Source organism: Pantoea sp. S18, from assembly GCF_045689705.1.
GTDB lineage: Bacteria > Pseudomonadota > Gammaproteobacteria > Enterobacterales > Enterobacteriaceae > Pantoea > Pantoea symbiotica.
The window spans coordinates 39,975-55,949 of sequence record NZ_CP142690.1 but is presented as its reverse complement, the minus strand read 5'-3'; the positions used below and the strand labels follow the sequence as shown (position 1 = coordinate 55,949).

Here is a 15,975-nt window from a genome sequence, read left to right as displayed (position 1 = left end):
CGGGGATCGCGACCGGTAAGTGAGCCAATCGTTGCGTAATCCGCTGACGGAAAAGGGAAACCGGCGGGAAAGGAGGGGCAAGAGCTATACCAGGCACTCTTGGATAGATGCCTGGCTGTGATGTAATCGCCCGAGAGTAAAGTAAACTGGTTCTAAGACAGAAAATGGTTATCCATTTACATTTGTATTAAAGATATATTAGATTGGGCTTATCCTTAGTAGCAAAAGCAAAGAAGACAGGGAAAGTATGAAGCTCAAAAAAATTGATATTAATGGAGTCGGTGGAATTAAATCACTCAGAGTTAGATTCAGGGATGATATGAATATCATCTGTGGCCCAAACGGAATTGGCAAATCGACAATATTATTGGCTGCAACTTTCCCTTTTTTATATGGTGGAACTAACCGGGTAAAAAGAAACGTACTTACAGAAAGAGGGAATATAACACTTGAGGTTCAGGACAGAGATATAACTTTCACGCCGAGCGTTGATGTAAATACACATTTACCACAAGATTGGCTGAACCATTACTCACACGATGGATTTGATAAGAGAAAGTTATTTAGATTTGATACTACGCGGAACTTCGACTACCAGCTATTAGGGGCACTTAATGCTGATAAGAGATTAGATGAAAGCGAAGTATCTCAACAATTGAACACAGGTATTAACTTACACAATATAAAAGAATGGTTTGCAAAACGCACCCTGTTTGAAAAAGTTGATAGAGGCTATGGCCCTAATACTCTTAGGAATCTTACTCTTGCAAGAGTATGCATATCAATTCTAAATCCAGATTTTTCCTTTAGCCGTGTAGACCCCAGAACTTACGATATATTTGTTAACACACCTACGGGTGAAATATGGTATGAATATCTCTCATCAGGTTTTAAATCCTGTATGAGTTTACTGCTAGGGATCATAAAGGAAATAGAAATAAGATATAGCGATGAGGATATTTATGCGCCAGAATTTGATGGTGTGATACTTATTGATGAAATCGAACTTCATTTACACCCTGAATGGCAGGCAAAAATTACTGAGGCTTTGACGAAAACTTTTCCCTCAGCACAGTTTATCATAACAACGCACAGTCCACACGTTGTACAAAATGCAAACGCAAATCAGATTATTGCTTTGATTTCAGATCAAGATGGTCTGGTGCGCCTCAAAGAGTTACCCGAAAATGAGATGGGTTATTCGGCATGGACGATTGAGGAAGTATTGTTAGATGTGATGGGCATGCAGAGTACTCTGAGCAGAGATTTGCAGAAAAAACTTGATGAGTTCGAGCATTGCATTGATTCAGAAGACTATGATGGTGCACACAAAATATATGAACATCTTGATAAAGCACTTCACCAAAGTAATGTTCTTCGCAAGTCGCTTAAAATAAGTCTTACTTCAATTCGTGAAAGGGATGAAGAAAATGATTAAGCTTGAGAGGGATTTCACACCTGAGTTTTTTCTACGTGAAGATCTTAAATCACTTACTATTGAATTTAAAGACTCAGGGAAAGCCGTATGGCACCATCCTGAAGTAAAATCTGGTTGTCTCAAGTTGGGGCACGGCAAATGTGCATTCTGTGAAGTTATACTCGAAGAAGCCAGCACATATAATGAAGTTGAACATTTCAAAGATAAGAAAAAATATCCTGATGATGTTATCAGCTGGGAAAATCTGCTACCTTCCTGCCGACACTGCAATGGTTCGAAACAAAGCCATGACGTTGTAAATAGTCCTATAATAAATCCATGTCACGAGATACCTTCAGACCATCTCTTCATCAGAGGATACAGAATTAGAGGGAAAACTGATTTAGGTGTGCAGACAGTTGAGGTTTTGAACTTCAACCAAAGAGAACATAAGTTCATACCACGATGTAAAGCTGGAGATGTTATCGAAAGTAGTTTAGATGATGCCTTATACCGGCTGGAAAGTTATTTGAAAGAACCAAGTGTAAGGCGAAAAAACATTTTAAAGAATAAAATTGAGGCAATTCTTGAAGAGTGCCAGAAAACAGCTTCCTTCTCAGCGGTATCAGCGACGGTGCTACATGGATCATCTGATTATATACAAATTAGGGAAGCAATGATTGCAAACGATATCTGGACGGATCATATGCAAAAACTCCATGACAATGCCCTTCTTATCAGATTACCGGAAATTCGCTAAATAATTTTAGGTCCAGGCACTTCTGGATGCATGCCTGGCACTGGAAAGATAAAGATGAAAGAATATCCAGTGTCCGTGCAGGAGAGAAAATGAGAATGCCTTGCAGCGCAGATTTAAAGAAGATAGCGCATCGCTCTGCAAAGAGTGTACTGCGAAAACAGCGGGCGTTCAGAAAGATGAGGAGGGCGGATGAACGTAGTGCAGTGAGAATGTCATCAGGTAGGGCAGATAACACCTGACGTTATTTTTTCGGCACACAGGTATATGACAGGTGATCCGGACCGGAAAAACACCTTACCGGACGTTCACAGGATTATTTCGGTTTCTCCCAACCAGGCCATTGCATCCATAATACCATACCACGCTACCGACCTCGCCAGCGGATAATTAATTATGTTCATACCATTGATGAGATATATATCACAGGTTTTTGCAAACGCGTCCACTTTAATAACGCGCACCGTTTTCCGGGCAAGCCGCTGCCATTCTTTGCGCTCACCGATATTTATCCAGTTTTCGGGGATTGCTGCTCTGATATTTTTCTCACCGCCTGACAATGTCATCTCTCTCTCGAGCTGCCTGATTTCAGCCGACAGCGCTTTTGCCCGCACGCTCAGCTCGGCCACATCATGTGCGTATTCAATGGCCGTAATGACGTTCTGAAGCCTCCCGGTCAGTTCATCTCTTCGTGACGCCATAACCGACAGCCGGCTGGCCTCAGACTGCCGGGTTACCATACCTGATGCCCCTTTTAACAGGCCTGATATGAGAAAACGATCGGTCAGATCCCGGCGGAGATAGGCCGACTGACAGCGGTTTTCCCGGCGCATGGCGCAGACATAGTGGCCGTAGCCTTTCGCCGAGATGCCGGACAGAATAATGGAGTGGCCGCACTGCTTACAGCGCATCAGACTTCTGAATATGTTTATAAGGTAAGGATTGAAATTGCTGTCTTTCCTGCTTTCAGGCTCATAATTTATCAGCTGGGCGCGCTCAAAATCGTCTTTCTCAATGATTGCAGGGTAATAGCCGGGAATTTCATTAACGCCCGAAACGGTAATATGGCGGGAAGACTGCAGGATCCCGATGACGGATTTCATTTTTTATCAGGCGCTCGACCGAAGCAGAATGCCATTTTGAGGCCCTGCCCCTGAGGTTCTCAGTGCCCCTCTCATTAAGCTCACGGCAGATCCTTCCGTAAGACAGCCCCTCCAGGCGCAAGCGAAAAATCAGCCGTATAATGTCAGCCCGGTCTTCCAGGATGTCAAATCCGTTACGCGCGTCATTAACCCTGAGCCAGTAAGGACATTTGGCCGTCATAACGCGGCCACTCTGTGCCGCTTCCCTGCGTTTTTCAGCCCACGCTGCGCGCATACGTTTTAACTTAATCTCGCTTTCTTCGTTGGCGCGCTGAGCGATTAGGATAGCCCTGATGATGGCAAAAGGATCGTCCAGGGAATCACGAGTGTAATGTGTGCTGTCGCTGAGCGTCACGACATCGATCCCAGCCTTGAGAATTGCGTGTAGCCGACCGGTTGCATCGCCGATTTTTTCGCGCGACAACCTGTCCAGGCTTTCGATAAGCAGCACGCTGCCGCTTTCTATGAGGTTACGCTGCACCGCCTCCATGAACGCGGAGAAGGCGCCCCGGGCAGCATGCTCACCGCGCCAGGCACTGAGTCCGAGGTCCTCAAACGTCACCGGATCGAGGTAGTAGTCAGTGTGTTGTTTCAGCCATTCATCAATTAGCCTTTTCTGCCTGCGGACGGAGTCGCCCTGAAGCTGTGTCAATGAGGAAAAACGCAGATAGGCAATCGCCCTTTTCATAACGATCTCCACGCAGAACGTTGAGACGGGTGAATTCCAGGGGGGCTAATGCGCCAACATACGCATACGGCGCATTATTACACTCCCGCAGCCGGCTTTTGTATCATAGGCTGCGTTGACTTCCTCAACAGCAGCGCACCAAAGACATCAACGCGGGTAAGAAGGAATTTTTACCGGCGCGCGGCGTAATCCTTACGCCCCCTTTCACCATAAGGGTGTTTCCTGAGAGGTTTTACGGAGGGTTATTTTTTAGATGGTCGGTATAGGTGACAGCTCCCTCAGAGAATTGACGGTCCCTTTACGACGAAAGAAGAACTTGGTTTTCGGTGAACATCACAGACAACTGTAAGTCTGGATTGTAAAGTAATTGCCTTAATTCCTTGATGTGACTATAACGTAAAATGAAGCAGGACAAGTACAGACGTCAGGCTCCAGCTGGATTTCCGGCAGCAACTTACCTAGCAAAATGTAAATGCGAATCAGACCGGACGCCATAAATTAAAGTCATTGTGTCCCTGTGAGCACGGCCCGTAGGGACAGCATGTCGGGACCGATAGTGTTGCTGGTTGACCAGTTTAATAAATATAATGTTTCCCCTTTTTTTAAGTGTTAATCAAAAGCCAGTTCCTTTTCACACAGTATGGAATCAATCTACTATGAATAGTAATCCGGGTTTGTTCGACCATATCATTGGTGAAGCTGCGCTCACGATTTTATCGCAGAAACTACCTGTTTCTTTAGGACAAATTCTGAAGGAGCTTTATGCTATGGCAGCTTCGACTGCAGATTCATGCCTGAAAGAATCGTGTCTGGGTGCCATTTCGTCGCTTGAAGAAGCATGTTCTGCATCATATTTAGTGAGCAGTCGACCCTCCCGAGGCGGTAATTTCATGCATTGATGCCCGCATGAATTTTACTATTGAGGGCTATCGCGCAGAAAAGATGAATAATCGGGCGCAGTGCTGTGTTTCCTCAGACAGAACATCACCTTTTATCCCACTGCTTTTGTGCCCGCTTTACGAAGGCGTTCAGCCGCGTCATGCGCCATCGCCTTCGCGGGAAGTCCGGCCGAGGTGGTCTTAGCCTTTTCAAGTTCATAGAGGATGTTGTTACGGTTGACCGGCTGGCCTTGTGCAATTAATTTCTTAACCATGGAGCCAATCATAATGGCAATGGTTTGATCTCGTGGTTTGTTAGCTTTTTTCATATAGCATTTCATTACTGTTTACGCTGAATTACACTCAAACTTCAGAACGCAATGTTGTAGATACGGTCTCAGATTGTGCCAGGGGCAGTACCGCCTGTTTAAGCGAACCTGCCCCCGAGTTTCAGCTTTTTGTTCTCCGGCTTATTTTTCCGCCTTTGCGTCCGGCTTCTCTTGCCCGTTCCGGATCGTTTCTGAAATTACCGCCACTCATCATTCCGCCCTTGCGGCCGGCTTCGGCAGCCCGTTCACGATCCGATGCAAAGTTGCCAGCCCCGCCTCTGTACGTCGTCATAACTACCTCTCGTTAGTTTGCGTTAAGTGCAAATAAATAATAGCGGGTGAGCGAAACCACAACGGTCTGGCAGGCATTATTAACGCCTCGTTTAACAGGTTTTAAGAATGTTCTTATTAATCAGTAGGGCATTTTATTTGCGGCGGCGAGTATTAAACGGTACTAAAGCAGTGTTATACATTAGTAATGGCGTTAGCTTTCAGGTGGGAAAATCCTGTCACCGTCCACATGTCTAATGTTCTCTGTGAGAAAATTTGTTAGTCGGGTGGCTCTGAAGGCAATTTGAGTCAAAAAAAAACCCGCTCAGCGCGGGTGAAATTCGTTACAGAGAAGATTCTCCATATTAACTAAGGCATTGGGAGGGAACATAAGTTCAGAATTTTTTTTACGGAATCTTTTAGCCAGAAGAGCTACTGTCCGTCTCGCAAAGTGTTTCCTGTAGCGGACATAACAAAGTTGACGGGGATTTAAGCAATAATGAAGCCGACGCCGCAGGAAAATTTCAAATGGATCGGCTATATCCTCCAGTAATTTACATGTTGCGTGGCGGGATTAAAACACGCAAATCGCTTTCTATGCGCCGTAAAAATTTAAAAATTAAGTAGGCATTTCGATTCGGAAAAAACTTATGCGACCGCTTATCACAAGTTTTCGACGTGCTTGAAGGTACAGTGAGTTAAAAAAATGAAAACTATCCGATTTAAGCACGTACCGTCTGTAGAGAGTGGGAAAATACTGGGGCGCGGATTCTTTTAATAATTGCAATTGATAAAAGGTGTGCAGCGAATCAGAAAGTGAGCGGGCCCTATCAGAGTATTGTTTAAAAGCCAGACCCGCCATTTTCGACAATATCCCAGATTTTTTGACGTATTAAATTCCTCTTTGAAGCATCAGGCTCAGCATCTAGTTCCCTGAACAGAGCCCAGATTTCTTCTTCAACCCTTAAGTGTTTATCCGACTGGGAGCCTTGGTCGAAAATGGCGTCATCACTTGCCGGGCGGTAAGCGCTATGTTCGTTATTCCAGTATGTCTTTTCAGTCATCTTTGTCATCTAAACCCATAACATTTTGCCGATTATTTTCGTACTATTAAGGGTAGTAATCCTGGTCGATACCACAAGCGGAAACGGGAAATTCGTCAGCAGGATAGACTGCCCCTCCCCTAAGTTCACAGAGCATAAAGAATTTATTTTTGTCGGGATTAACCCTCACTGACATTCATTACTGATAACTGAAATATGTCCATTTTTCTCCAGAATGGCGAACTTTATATCCGCGAGTTTATGAACGCCCTGATTAGTACGAGCTGAGACCATTATGTCGTCCAGTGTGATCCCGGTTTTTCTTAATTTATCTTCCAGCGGCTTGCCATTTTCCACAAGGATCACCGCCGAACCATCCACCAGAAAATCAACCCAGCGGGTTTTCTTCTTGATAAAGCCAAGCATGATATCCAGAACTATCAGCGTGATTATCGTCAGCGCGGCACCGGTAACTGAAAAATCATCTCCCAGGAGGGCCTGCTGCGTCGCTTCACTTATTATCAGCAACAGAATCAGATCAAAGGATGTCATCTGAAGCAGCGCTCTTCTGCCCGCGATCCGAAAGACGATTAACAGAACGCAGTAAATGCCTATCGCGCGAAAAACGGTTTCCATTTTTTGCTCCTGTCAGGGATAAACGAGCTGAAAGAATGAGATGGGCTTATTCCCGTCGACAGTGACAAGCGTGCGTCCCGCGCCAGCTGTGCGTGGCTGCACGCCAAGCCAGAGGGTTTGTTCCCGTATCGGTTTTATCAGATGATATTCAAGAATAAGTTTTTTTCCGTCACTGTAAGCCCGGAAGGGCTGAGGATGTAGGGTGAGCACCTCGAAATTATCCATAAAATCACCCCCAAGCGTGACGCGGGATATTTCCTGATCGGAAGGCGCAAAGATGATTTTCATATCCATATTACTGATCACCCTGCCAAAACGCTCATATTCAATACGAGTGCTCACATCCCGGGCATATCCTTTACTCAGGTATCCCTTCGAAAAAACGCCTGCCACCCCAGACAGTACAATGAGAATTAGTATCAGCGTCCCCCATTTTTTCAGGCTGTTATCAACCTTTATCCACGTGTAGTTTTCATTGATATGGTCAGGTGTATTGTCGTCGTTTCGATCATTCATCGGGGCCATCCCTTCAGTCAACTGCCAGCCGCGCTGCCAGTGAGCTTTGAAAAAAACAGTCCGGATAAGCCCGGTAAACGCGGCTTTCCGATTCAAGGATGTATCATTGAGTTCCAGTTTGCCGTGCCGGGAGAAGTGCACCTCAAGTTTAGTTAATAAGTTTCATGAAAAGGTTTACCTAACTTTATAAAAGTCTGAATGTAGATGAGGCACCTTTAAGAAATGTCTTAATAAAGTACAGTTGGTCAATATATTCCTTCTAAACAAGAGGTTATCAATTAATAATGGCATGCTTTTATTAAGGACATGGAGGGATCGCTGTTTTGAGCAAACAGAAACGTCAGTATGGCCCAACGCCGGAGCTCGTTAATTTTGCATGGACATTGCTCGTCTCCCTGTCTTTATATCTTCAGGAAAACCCGCGTTCAGAAATGCAGCAGCATATGCACATTATGCGCTGGCTGGGAAACGCCAGAAAACGACATCTCTTCCCCAAGTCCCTTGCGGCTGAAATTGACTGGTTTATTGCAGAAGGGAAACGCCGGGGGCCACGAGCCGGACTACGTGCCAAGGCGGAATACATCTGGCATACCGCCACCGGTGCAACGCGGCAGCAAAGCGACCTTCGCCGTCTCAGCTTTTTCATTGATGCCGTCAAAAGGATGGGCTGGCAGGATCGACTCGTCAGCGATGCAGAGTGGCTGAACATCGGTAAAAGTAATCATTCCGCCCCCACGGTCTGGCTGCGTAAGAGTGAGCTGAATAATGCCTTTGATGTTGATGAAAGCATGAATCGTCCTCTATCGCTTCGCCTGAGCCAGCCCTGGGAGGGCATTAAGCTGATTGCTGAGGACTGCTTTCTTATGGCCGAACCTGCCATTGAGAGTAAGGATGATTGCCACTATGTGTTAACAAACAGACTGTAACGCTGACAGGCATGACTGTTCCGTTTGACTCGAATATGCGGGTCGTCCATCAATAATATTATTAAGATATTATTTCTCCGGTTCGCTTTAATATGACTTTCGTGGCTGCGCTTATTATAGCGAGCCGGTAGTTACTAAGGCTCAAAATATAACGGCCGTTTGTCATAAGTTGGAATATCTACCTATGCTTAACTTATCGGCAATAAGAGCACAGGAGTAATTCAATGAACAAGGCTAACGGCATCCCCGCTTCAGATACACATTCTCCTGCAGAAGCTTATCCGGTTCCACCTTTCGAACATAAAAAACAGCCTTTTCCCGGTTTGGCCAGTCAATGAATCCGCGTCCCAATCACGGTGAAGCATCCTACAGGGGAAGCGGACTTATCGCAGGCGGAAAGGTGCTCATCACGTACAGAAATTCAGGGATCGGACGCGCAGTTGCCATTGCGTTTTCACGCGAAGGTGCGGACGTAGTCATCAACTCTCTTCCTGCCGAAGAAGATGCTCAGGAAGTGGTTGCACTGATACGGGCAGAGAACGGTAATGTTGTCACGATCCCTGGCGACATCCGCGAAGAGACGTTCTGTAAATTATGGGTCAGTCAAGCTGCTACCGCGCTGGGTGAGCTTGACATACTTGCCAGTAACACAGGGCGTCACCAGTTTTGCGAGCCGGTAACCAATCTCTGCACCAAGGATTTTGGCGCCACGTCTAAAACGAATCTCTACGGCATGTTCATTATCAACAAAGGGTCGCTCGGAAATCTTTTCTGTGACGCATCAATAATTAACACCTCTTCCGTTCAGGCATTCAAGCCCAGCGAAATTCTCATGGATTATCCCCAGACCAAGGCGGCTATCGTCGCGTTTACCAAATCGCTTGCCAAACAGCTCGTTCAGACTGGCATAAGAATCAACGCTGTAGCGCACATACTGGACGGTCCTGTAGTTATATGGTGGGCAACCACAGGAAAAAAATTGAAAAATTTGGATCATCCTCCCCGCTGGGACGGCCGGCTCAGCCCAGCGAATTTGACCCTATGAATGTGACGCTGGCCTTGACCGAAAGTAGTTATATCTCCGGCCAGTTCTGGTGTTGCGACGGTGGGACCGGAACGCCGTAATGGTTTAGCTTTTTCCTCCGGGTGCTCAGGCGGCTCAGTTAGGGTGCCTGAGCATTCCATCGATAACGTTGTGTATTCAGGCAGCCATGCGTCAGGCTTCAGCGGCAAACACTCCGCTCACAGTCCGGGGCCAGCAGGGATACCTCAGAAAGGATTGCAAAAATATGAAAGCCCTTACTTACCATGGCCCACATAAAGTCAGCGTAGACACCATGCCTGATCCGGAAATCCAGGCTTCTGATGATATTATTCTCCGCGTAACGGCTACCGCAATCTGCGGCTCTGATCTTCATCTCTATCGGGGTAAAATTCCGGGAACCCACCATGGCGATATTTTCGGCCACGAGTTTATGGGGGAGGTTGTCGAAGCTGGGACGGCGGTGACGGCGGTCAGGAAGGGGGACCGCGTGGTTATCCCGTTTGTGATCGCCTGCGGTGACTGTTTTTTCTGCCACCTTAGTCAGTATGCAGCCTGCGAGAAAACCAACAGCGGAAACGGCGCGGCCCTCAATCGCAAGAATATTACCCCGCCAGCAGCGCTGTTTGGCTATAGTGATCTCTATGGAGGGATCCCTGGAGGGCAGGCGGAATATGTGCGCGTGCCCAAAGCGAATACGGGTCCTTTTAAGGTTCCGGACACGCTTTCAGATGAAAAAGTTCTTTTCCTCTCGGATATCCTGCCGACGGCCTGGCAGGCGGTTAAAAATGCAGAGGTGAAGAAAGGTTCAAGCGTTGCCATCTTTGGCGCAGGTCCTGTGGGGCTTTTAAGCGCAGCCTGCGCACGCCTTGAGGGCGCTGAACAGATATTTATGATTGACCATAACGATTACCGGCTGGCTTTTGCCCGGGACCGTTATGGTGTTATTCCCGTCAATTTTGACAAAGTGGACGATCCTGCAGCGTGGATAATCGAAAATACCCGTGGTAACCGGGGCGTCGATGCAGTTATCGATGCGGTGGGCTTTGAAGCGAAGGGGAGCATGACTGAAACCATCCTTACAAACCTGAAAATTGAAGGGAGCAGTGGCAAAGCGCTGCGTCAGTGTATTGCCGCCGTTCGTCGTGGCGGAACGGTTAGCGTGCCGGGCGTCTATGCAGGGTTCATTCACGGCTTTATGTTTGGCGACGCCTTTGATAAGGGATTAACCTTCAAAATGGGACAAACGCACGTTCACGCTTATCTGCCGGATCTACTGGCGCTGATTGAACAGGGGCATCTCAGGCCGGAGGAGATTGTCACACATCATCTGCCTCTTGAAGACGCCGCCCGCGGTTATGAAATATTTGAGAAACGGCAGGAAGAATGCCGAAAAGTGATACTCGTACCGGGGATGCCTGCCGCCAGCGCAACGGTATGAATTAAACAGGACCGTCTCCCCGCTGGAGGTTGAGCGGGGACTGATTCTCTTAGTCTGTCCCCCAGTCTAGTCTGAAGATTTCCTTGTTAGGAGCTTACTTAATTAATTTTCGCGAATCAGAATGTTACAGATGATATAAATGAAACCATTATAAAACATTAATCTGATATTAACGAAGCGTGATATATTTGATGACTGACCATATCTGATTTTTTTAAAATTATTTGCAACTCCTGTATTGGTTGCTAGTATTTATCTTGCAGAACGCGCATCGGGCTGCTTTCTGAAAAATATGGCGTATTCAGTCCGGTGTTAAATTCTAACACGAAGAGGATATTATTATGACTCAGCATCGTGGCAATTCCGGCAACTTTGCCGAAGACCGTGAAAAAGCTTCTGAAGCCGGAAAAAAAGGCGGGCAGCACCGAGGCGGTAACTTCCAGAACGACCGCGAAAAGGCTTCTGAAGCCGGTAAGAAAGGTGGACAGAACAGTCACCGCAGCTAGGCGGTAACGCAAGGGAATGCCGTTCAGCGGCCCTGAGTTGCTGAAGCTCAAAACCTGGCTCACCGAATGGTGAGGCAGGTTTAAAATATTTCCGGAAGCGCATTTTCTTTAATTCATAATAAGTTAATTCACCTCTTAAGATTATTCCTAATCAATTATTTTCCTCCTGACAATCTTCCGCATTTCAAATATTCATCTAAGATCTATCATGATGCTAAATAATACTAAGACATGTTACCCCTACATCTTCGGAGATCATTATGACGATTAAAACGCTGGAAGATTTATTTATTCACGACCTGTCAGATATCTACAGTGCAGAAAAGCAAATAACCCGCGCCTTGCCGAAAATGGCCAGAGCAGCTACGGATGAAAAACTGATTGCCGCATTTGAGCAGCACCTTGAAGAAACCCGCGGTCAGATTGAAAGGATTGATCAGCTAGTGGAAAGCACAGAAGGCGTGCGGATCAAACGTATGAAGTGTCACGCCCTTGAAGGGCTTGCGGAAGAAGCTCAGGAGATTATCGATTCCGTTGAAGCGGGCCCCGTGCGCGATGCGGGTTTGATCGGTGCTGCGCAGAAGGTTGAGCACTATGAAATTGCCACCTACGGTACGCTGCATGCGCTGGCCACAAAGCTCGGTTACAAAGAGGCTGCACGCCTGCTGGCTGAAACGCTGCAGGAAGAGAAGGCCACCGACGAAAAACTAACAATCATTGCCGAGCAGAAATAACCGCTTAAAGCATCACGCTCTTGTCATCGCCTGAACTCGCTCAACAGGTCCTGTGAATAAATACGCCGTCCAGTCTGTGTAGGGCTTAGGGAAGTAATCAGGTCCGCAGACCCTGAATAAGACGCGAGTCCGGTCCAGTGGGATAACGTTAATCTGAGGAGTACATCATGACGCATGAAGAAAACTATCTTGCCTGGGTAAAAGATGCTCACGCGATGGAAAAGCAGGCGGAAAGCATGCTGGAAAAAATGTCCGGACGACTGGAGCATTATCCGGATCTCAAGGCGCGCATCGATCAGCATATTGAGGAAACCCGTGAGCAGCAGGCACTGGTTGAGTCCGTCATTGAGCGCTACGACACTTCGAGCTCCACCTTTAAGGACGCGATAGGCAAGTTATCGGCCATGGGGCAGGCGATGGGCGGCATGATGGCGGATGATGAGGTTGTTAAAGGGGCCATCAGCGGTTACGTCTTTGAGAATCTCGAAATTGGGAGTTATACGTCCCTGATTGCCGCCGCTAAGCTGGTCGGTGATTCGGAAGGGGTTCGGATCTTTACTCAGATCCGCGAGCAGGAGATCGCCATGGCTGAATGGTGCCTGCAGCATCTTCCTGACGTAACGGAGCAGTTTATGATTCGATCAGCCACGCCAGGCGTGGAAGCTAAAAAATAACAACATCCTCTATGCCCGCCTGATGCGGGCATTTTTTCGTTCGTAAAATACCGGAAACGGGAGTGAGCTATGTTCAGACATGTCAAACAACTGCAGTACACGGTTCGCGTTGCGGGGCCTAATCCAGGACTCGCTAATCTGTTGCTAGAGCAATTCGGTGGCCCGCAGGGTGAGCTGGCTGCTGCATGCCGCTATTTCACGCAGGGCCTGAGCGACGAAGATCCGGGGCGCAAGGATATGCTGATGGATATCGCCACTGAAGAACTGAGTCATCTGGAGATCATCGGCTCGCTGGTCGGAATGCTTAATAAAGGAGCAAAAGGCGAACTGGCTGAAGGCACCGAAAAAGAAGGTGATTTGTACCGTTCCATTACCGGTAACGGCAACGACAGCCACCTGACCGCACTTTTATACGGCGGAGGCCCGGCCCTCACTAACTCCGCCGGCGTGCCGTGGACCGCCGCCTACATTGATACCATTGGTGAAGTGACTGCTGATCTACGCTCAAATATCGCAGCTGAAGCGCGCGCCAAGATACTGTATGAGCGCCTGATTAATATGACCGACGACCCGGGTGTAAAGGATGCGCTGGGTTTCCTGATGACACGCGAAGTGGCACATCAGATTTCCTTTGAAAAGGCGCTTTATTCCATTCAGAACAGTTTCCCGCCGGGCAAACTGCCGCCGATTGAAAAATATGCGAACGTCTATTACAACATGTCTGAAGGCGGCGAGGTCCGGGGAAGCTGGAACTCTGACGAGAACTTCACGTATGTCGCCGATCCGGCGCCCGCCGTGGATGGCGGTGACGGAACGGCGAGCGTTAAGCTTTCCGCCGGGCAGAAGGCGGCCGTAGAGGCTCTTGCGGCACGAACGGCTTCCGATCCGCAGGTCAACCCGGTGACAGGAGCGGATATCGGCGCCGTCCCGCCGATTGAAAATGAAGCGGCATCTGAACGCCCTTCCAAAAAATAGTCACCTGAGAAATAACGGCCCGGCATTTCCCGGGCCGCGCATTACGAGGGAAAAGTGTGCTCAGCATCATCAGATATTTGTTCAGCAGTCCTGAGACGCTGGTCAGTGGAATGTCACGAGGCGATCTGCAGACGCCTGAACAGGAAGAAGAACGGGTCCTCATCAATGAAGATGGCGGTTCATCGGTAAACATTTATTGCCCGGAAGTGCAGGAAGACTTTGCCCGCCACGTGGCTACGCTCTGCAACGTCCGTCCGGGGAATACAGGAATTAAGTAGCGGTAAGCGGGCAGGAAATCAGGGATAAATACGCCTGACTACGGCCGTTGTGGTGGTAAGTGATACATCACTTATCCGAATGAAGCCTCCCATTACAGAGGCTACATATAAGCAGGGATGAGGGTATGGGAACATCAGATCAGTCCGGGGTGGTGCTGCCACTGCGTACTGCCGGTTACCTTAAATGTTATTCTTCCAGCAGCCTGGAAAGTTCGCAGAGGCTGAATTTTACCGCTTTGCGAACAACTTCCTCCGCCTCTCCGTCAAACACGCGCTTGCAGGTACGAACGCTCTCATCTTGCAGACACCACGCAAACCAGATCGTCCCCGCAGGCGTCCCGTCGTCTCCCCCCTGCGGTCCGGCGTAACCGCTAACGGCCAGGCCAATGTCGTCACCCGTGATTTTTTTTGCTCCGCAGGCCATTTCACTGACAGCGGCTTCGCTTACAGCACTATACCTGTTCAGAGTGGTCAAGCTGACGCCCAGGACGCGCTGTTTGGAGCGGTCACTGTAAGTAATGAAGCCGCTGGTATAAAAACGGCTACTCTCATTCACGGCAGCTAATGATGCGCCTACCCACCCTGAGGTACAAGATTCAGCTGTGGTCACACTTAATCCTTTATGGATCAATATTGCGCCCAGCTGACTGGCGAGCCCCGTGAGTTCCTCATCCATTTTGTTTCCCCGCATGATGATAATCGCATCCTTCGCGTGAAGAAAAACCACGAATTACAGTGGAGTATAGAAGGGTTTCATGTTTTAAGGCGCAATCTGAAACGAGCATGATTGCATAACAGGGGATCTTAATTACGGTTAAAGGCAAAAAAACGGACAGTGACGGCGAGCAGATAATTCCAGAAGGGTACCTGAATAGCGGATCTTTCTCGTTTTCTGAAAATTTCTAAGTTCAGATTACCTTAACAAAACTAAGCCGCTTAACTTTTATATTATCCTCTACCTATACTCATAGACAGGCCGTGCAACTTAATCTCGCAGAGGCAGCTATGGATAAATCATTTTACTGCTATCTGGTTTATAACAGTGCCGGAGATATGGCGGTGCATAGACAGGGGTGCTTACATCTTACTGACGGCATACGGAGAATTTTTCTGGGATCAGTTTACCAGAATTACCAGGCTATGAATCTGGCTCGCCGTTACAGTTCAGATGTATCACTTTGCCCATATTGCATGGGTGAGTAGCCTGTGCCCATCAGTAAATACCGTTCCAACTCTTCCCGGCAGCTGTTAATAAAACGGTCGTTCTCACTTTCACCGATTAACGTGCGGCAGATGCTCAAAACGGCAGACGTAACGCTATCAGGAAAAAATACCGTAACGGCGGCAAGCTGACAGAAACCGGTGCCAACAATCTGCTGCGGTTTAAAAGGCAATACTGAATGTCCTGTAGAACTGCCCTGAGCAGGCTAATCTACCCTTACCATAATTTGTCCTTTCATGGTTTCTGAAAGCCTTTTTACCCCACCTTTACTCAGGCAACTGAGCTCTAATTGCTTCCGGCAGTCAGAAAGCAAGTCACTACGCGCATCCAGTGCGTGAGAAGTGTTTTTTTGGTTTCATGCTCGCGCATGATGCGGGATCATTTTGCCATGACATTATGCGCATTGTCCGCAGATAAAAGACCGCCTTAAGAAGATCAATTTCGTTAAACAGGTCATATCCTTCCAGTTGAGCTGGACGGTTCAGAAATCCTGATTTTTCC

18 protein-coding genes and 1 pseudogene are annotated in these 15,975 nt (G+C 47.7%); 10 read left to right on the top strand and 9 right to left on the bottom strand.

Features of this window, described 5'->3' with window-relative positions; genetic code table 11:
- Window positions 1–247: 247 nt before the first annotated feature.
- Window positions 248–1,438: an AAA family ATPase gene (locus VIJ98_RS24715; RefSeq protein WP_323275988.1), complete on the top strand. Its 1,191-nt coding sequence runs from the start codon at window positions 248–250 to the stop codon at window positions 1,436–1,438.
- Complete coding sequence (locus VIJ98_RS24710; protein ID WP_323275986.1) at window positions 1,431–2,177, top strand: hypothetical protein; 747 nt, start codon at window positions 1,431–1,433, stop codon at window positions 2,175–2,177. Before VIJ98_RS24715 ends, VIJ98_RS24710 begins: the two co-directional genes overlap by 8 nt.
- A gap of 305 nt (window positions 2,178–2,482) precedes the next feature.
- Here VIJ98_RS24710 and VIJ98_RS24705 read toward each other — a convergent pair whose 3' ends face one another.
- The 7 genes from VIJ98_RS24705 to VIJ98_RS24675 form a co-directional block, all read right to left on the bottom strand.
- Complete coding sequence (locus VIJ98_RS24705; RefSeq protein WP_323275983.1) at window positions 2,483–3,277, bottom strand: zinc ribbon domain-containing protein; 795 nt, start codon at window positions 3,275–3,277, stop codon at window positions 2,483–2,485.
- Entirely contained in the window at window positions 3,219–4,004 is a 786-nt protein-coding gene (locus VIJ98_RS24700) for a recombinase family protein (protein WP_323275981.1), read from the bottom strand. The genes VIJ98_RS24705 and VIJ98_RS24700 overlap by 59 nt, the downstream gene beginning before the upstream one ends.
- Window positions 4,005–4,995: 991 nt before the next feature.
- Window positions 4,996–5,211 carry a hypothetical protein gene (locus tag VIJ98_RS24695; RefSeq protein ID WP_323275979.1) on the bottom strand — a complete coding sequence of 72 codons (216 nt, stop codon included), beginning with the start codon at window positions 5,209–5,211 and terminating at the stop codon, window positions 4,996–4,998.
- Between the two features lie 121 nt (window positions 5,212–5,332).
- Entirely contained in the window at window positions 5,333–5,503 is a 171-nt protein-coding gene (locus VIJ98_RS24690; RefSeq protein ID WP_323275977.1) for a general stress protein, read from the bottom strand.
- Window positions 5,504–6,323: 820 nt separating this feature from the next.
- Complete coding sequence (locus VIJ98_RS24685) at window positions 6,324–6,545, bottom strand: hypothetical protein (protein ID WP_407330541.1); 222 nt, start codon at window positions 6,543–6,545, stop codon at window positions 6,324–6,326.
- Between the two features lie 165 nt (window positions 6,546–6,710).
- A complete protein-coding gene (locus VIJ98_RS24680; protein WP_323275973.1) occupies window positions 6,711–7,160 on the bottom strand; it encodes a YetF domain-containing protein in 450 nt (149 codons plus the stop codon).
- 12 nt (window positions 7,161–7,172) lie between these two features.
- On the bottom strand, window positions 7,173–7,772 hold the full coding sequence (locus tag VIJ98_RS24675; protein WP_323275970.1) for a hypothetical protein: 600 nt from the start codon (window positions 7,770–7,772) through the stop codon (window positions 7,173–7,175).
- 227 nt (window positions 7,773–7,999) lie between these two features.
- Here VIJ98_RS24675 and VIJ98_RS24670 point away from each other — a divergent pair, with 227 nt between their 5' ends.
- The 8 genes and pseudogenes from VIJ98_RS24670 (at window position 8,000) to VIJ98_RS24635 (ending at window position 14,252) form a co-directional block, all read left to right on the top strand.
- On the top strand, window positions 8,000–8,602 hold the full coding sequence (locus VIJ98_RS24670; RefSeq protein WP_323275968.1) for a DUF2913 family protein: 603 nt from the start codon (window positions 8,000–8,002) through the stop codon (window positions 8,600–8,602).
- Window positions 8,603–8,826: 224 nt separating this feature from the next.
- Window positions 8,827–9,727 (top strand): annotated as a pseudogene (locus tag VIJ98_RS24665) (SDR family oxidoreductase).
- Between the two features lie 164 nt (window positions 9,728–9,891).
- Complete coding sequence (locus VIJ98_RS24660; protein WP_323275966.1) at window positions 9,892–11,085, top strand: zinc-dependent alcohol dehydrogenase; 1,194 nt, start codon at window positions 9,892–9,894, stop codon at window positions 11,083–11,085.
- A 341-nt stretch (window positions 11,086–11,426) separates the two neighbouring features.
- Window positions 11,427–11,591, top strand: coding sequence for a general stress protein (locus VIJ98_RS24655; RefSeq protein ID WP_323275964.1), 165 nt, complete (start codon window positions 11,427–11,429; stop codon window positions 11,589–11,591).
- 260 nt (window positions 11,592–11,851) lie between these two features.
- A complete protein-coding gene (locus VIJ98_RS24650) occupies window positions 11,852–12,325 on the top strand; it encodes a ferritin-like domain-containing protein (protein ID WP_323275961.1) in 474 nt (157 codons plus the stop codon).
- A 164-nt stretch (window positions 12,326–12,489) separates the two neighbouring features.
- Entirely contained in the window at window positions 12,490–12,999 is a 510-nt protein-coding gene (locus VIJ98_RS24645; RefSeq protein WP_323276149.1) for a DUF892 family protein, read from the top strand.
- Between the two features lie 69 nt (window positions 13,000–13,068).
- Window positions 13,069–13,974, top strand: a complete 906-nt coding sequence (locus VIJ98_RS24640; RefSeq protein ID WP_323275959.1) for a manganese catalase family protein — start codon at window positions 13,069–13,071, stop codon at window positions 13,972–13,974.
- A 56-nt stretch (window positions 13,975–14,030) separates the two neighbouring features.
- Entirely contained in the window at window positions 14,031–14,252 is a 222-nt protein-coding gene (locus VIJ98_RS24635) for a hypothetical protein (protein WP_323275957.1), read from the top strand.
- Window positions 14,253–14,439: 187 nt separating this feature from the next.
- On the opposite strand, the gene VIJ98_RS24630 is transcribed toward VIJ98_RS24635, so the two are convergent.
- Both VIJ98_RS24630 and VIJ98_RS24625 read right to left on the bottom strand, forming a co-directional pair.
- Window positions 14,440–14,928 carry a nicotinamide-nucleotide amidohydrolase family protein gene (locus VIJ98_RS24630; RefSeq protein WP_323275955.1) on the bottom strand — a complete coding sequence of 163 codons (489 nt, stop codon included), beginning with the start codon at window positions 14,926–14,928 and terminating at the stop codon, window positions 14,440–14,442.
- Window positions 14,929–15,409: 481 nt separating this feature from the next.
- Window positions 15,410–15,646 carry a hypothetical protein gene (locus tag VIJ98_RS24625; protein ID WP_323275953.1) on the bottom strand — a complete coding sequence of 79 codons (237 nt, stop codon included), beginning with the start codon at window positions 15,644–15,646 and terminating at the stop codon, window positions 15,410–15,412.
- Window positions 15,647–15,975 lie beyond the last annotated feature (329 nt).

What these genes read in the sequence shown, in the direction of transcription:
- VIJ98_RS24640 (WP_323275959.1), top strand. Translation starts at nt 13,069, where the DNA reads ATGTTCAGACATGTCAAACAACTGCAGTACACGGTTCGCGTTGCGGGG.
- VIJ98_RS24710 (WP_323275986.1), top strand. Translation starts at nt 1,431, where the DNA reads ATGATTAAGCTTGAGAGGGATTTCACACCTGAGTTTTTTCTACGTGAA.
- VIJ98_RS24680 (WP_323275973.1), bottom strand. Translation starts at nt 7,160, where the DNA reads ATGGAAACCGTTTTTCGCGCGATAGGCATTTACTGCGTTCTGTTAATC.
- VIJ98_RS24705 (WP_323275983.1), bottom strand. Translation starts at nt 3,277, where the DNA reads ATGAAATCCGTCATCGGGATCCTGCAGTCTTCCCGCCATATTACCGTT.
- VIJ98_RS24695 (WP_323275979.1), bottom strand. Translation starts at nt 5,211, where the DNA reads ATGAAAAAAGCTAACAAACCACGAGATCAAACCATTGCCATTATGATT.
- VIJ98_RS24650 (WP_323275961.1), top strand. Translation starts at nt 11,852, where the DNA reads ATGACGATTAAAACGCTGGAAGATTTATTTATTCACGACCTGTCAGAT.
- VIJ98_RS24655 (WP_323275964.1), top strand. Translation starts at nt 11,427, where the DNA reads ATGACTCAGCATCGTGGCAATTCCGGCAACTTTGCCGAAGACCGTGAA.
- VIJ98_RS24630 (WP_323275955.1), bottom strand. Translation starts at nt 14,928, where the DNA reads ATGGATGAGGAACTCACGGGGCTCGCCAGTCAGCTGGGCGCAATATTG.
- VIJ98_RS24690 (WP_323275977.1), bottom strand. Translation starts at nt 5,503, where the DNA reads ATGACGACGTACAGAGGCGGGGCTGGCAACTTTGCATCGGATCGTGAA.
- VIJ98_RS24715 (WP_323275988.1), top strand. Translation starts at nt 248, where the DNA reads ATGAAGCTCAAAAAAATTGATATTAATGGAGTCGGTGGAATTAAATCA.
- VIJ98_RS24685 (WP_407330541.1), bottom strand. Translation starts at nt 6,545, where the DNA reads ATGACTGAAAAGACATACTGGAATAACGAACATAGCGCTTACCGCCCG.
- VIJ98_RS24660 (WP_323275966.1), top strand. Translation starts at nt 9,892, where the DNA reads ATGAAAGCCCTTACTTACCATGGCCCACATAAAGTCAGCGTAGACACC.
- VIJ98_RS24700 (WP_323275981.1), bottom strand. Translation starts at nt 4,004, where the DNA reads ATGAAAAGGGCGATTGCCTATCTGCGTTTTTCCTCATTGACACAGCTT.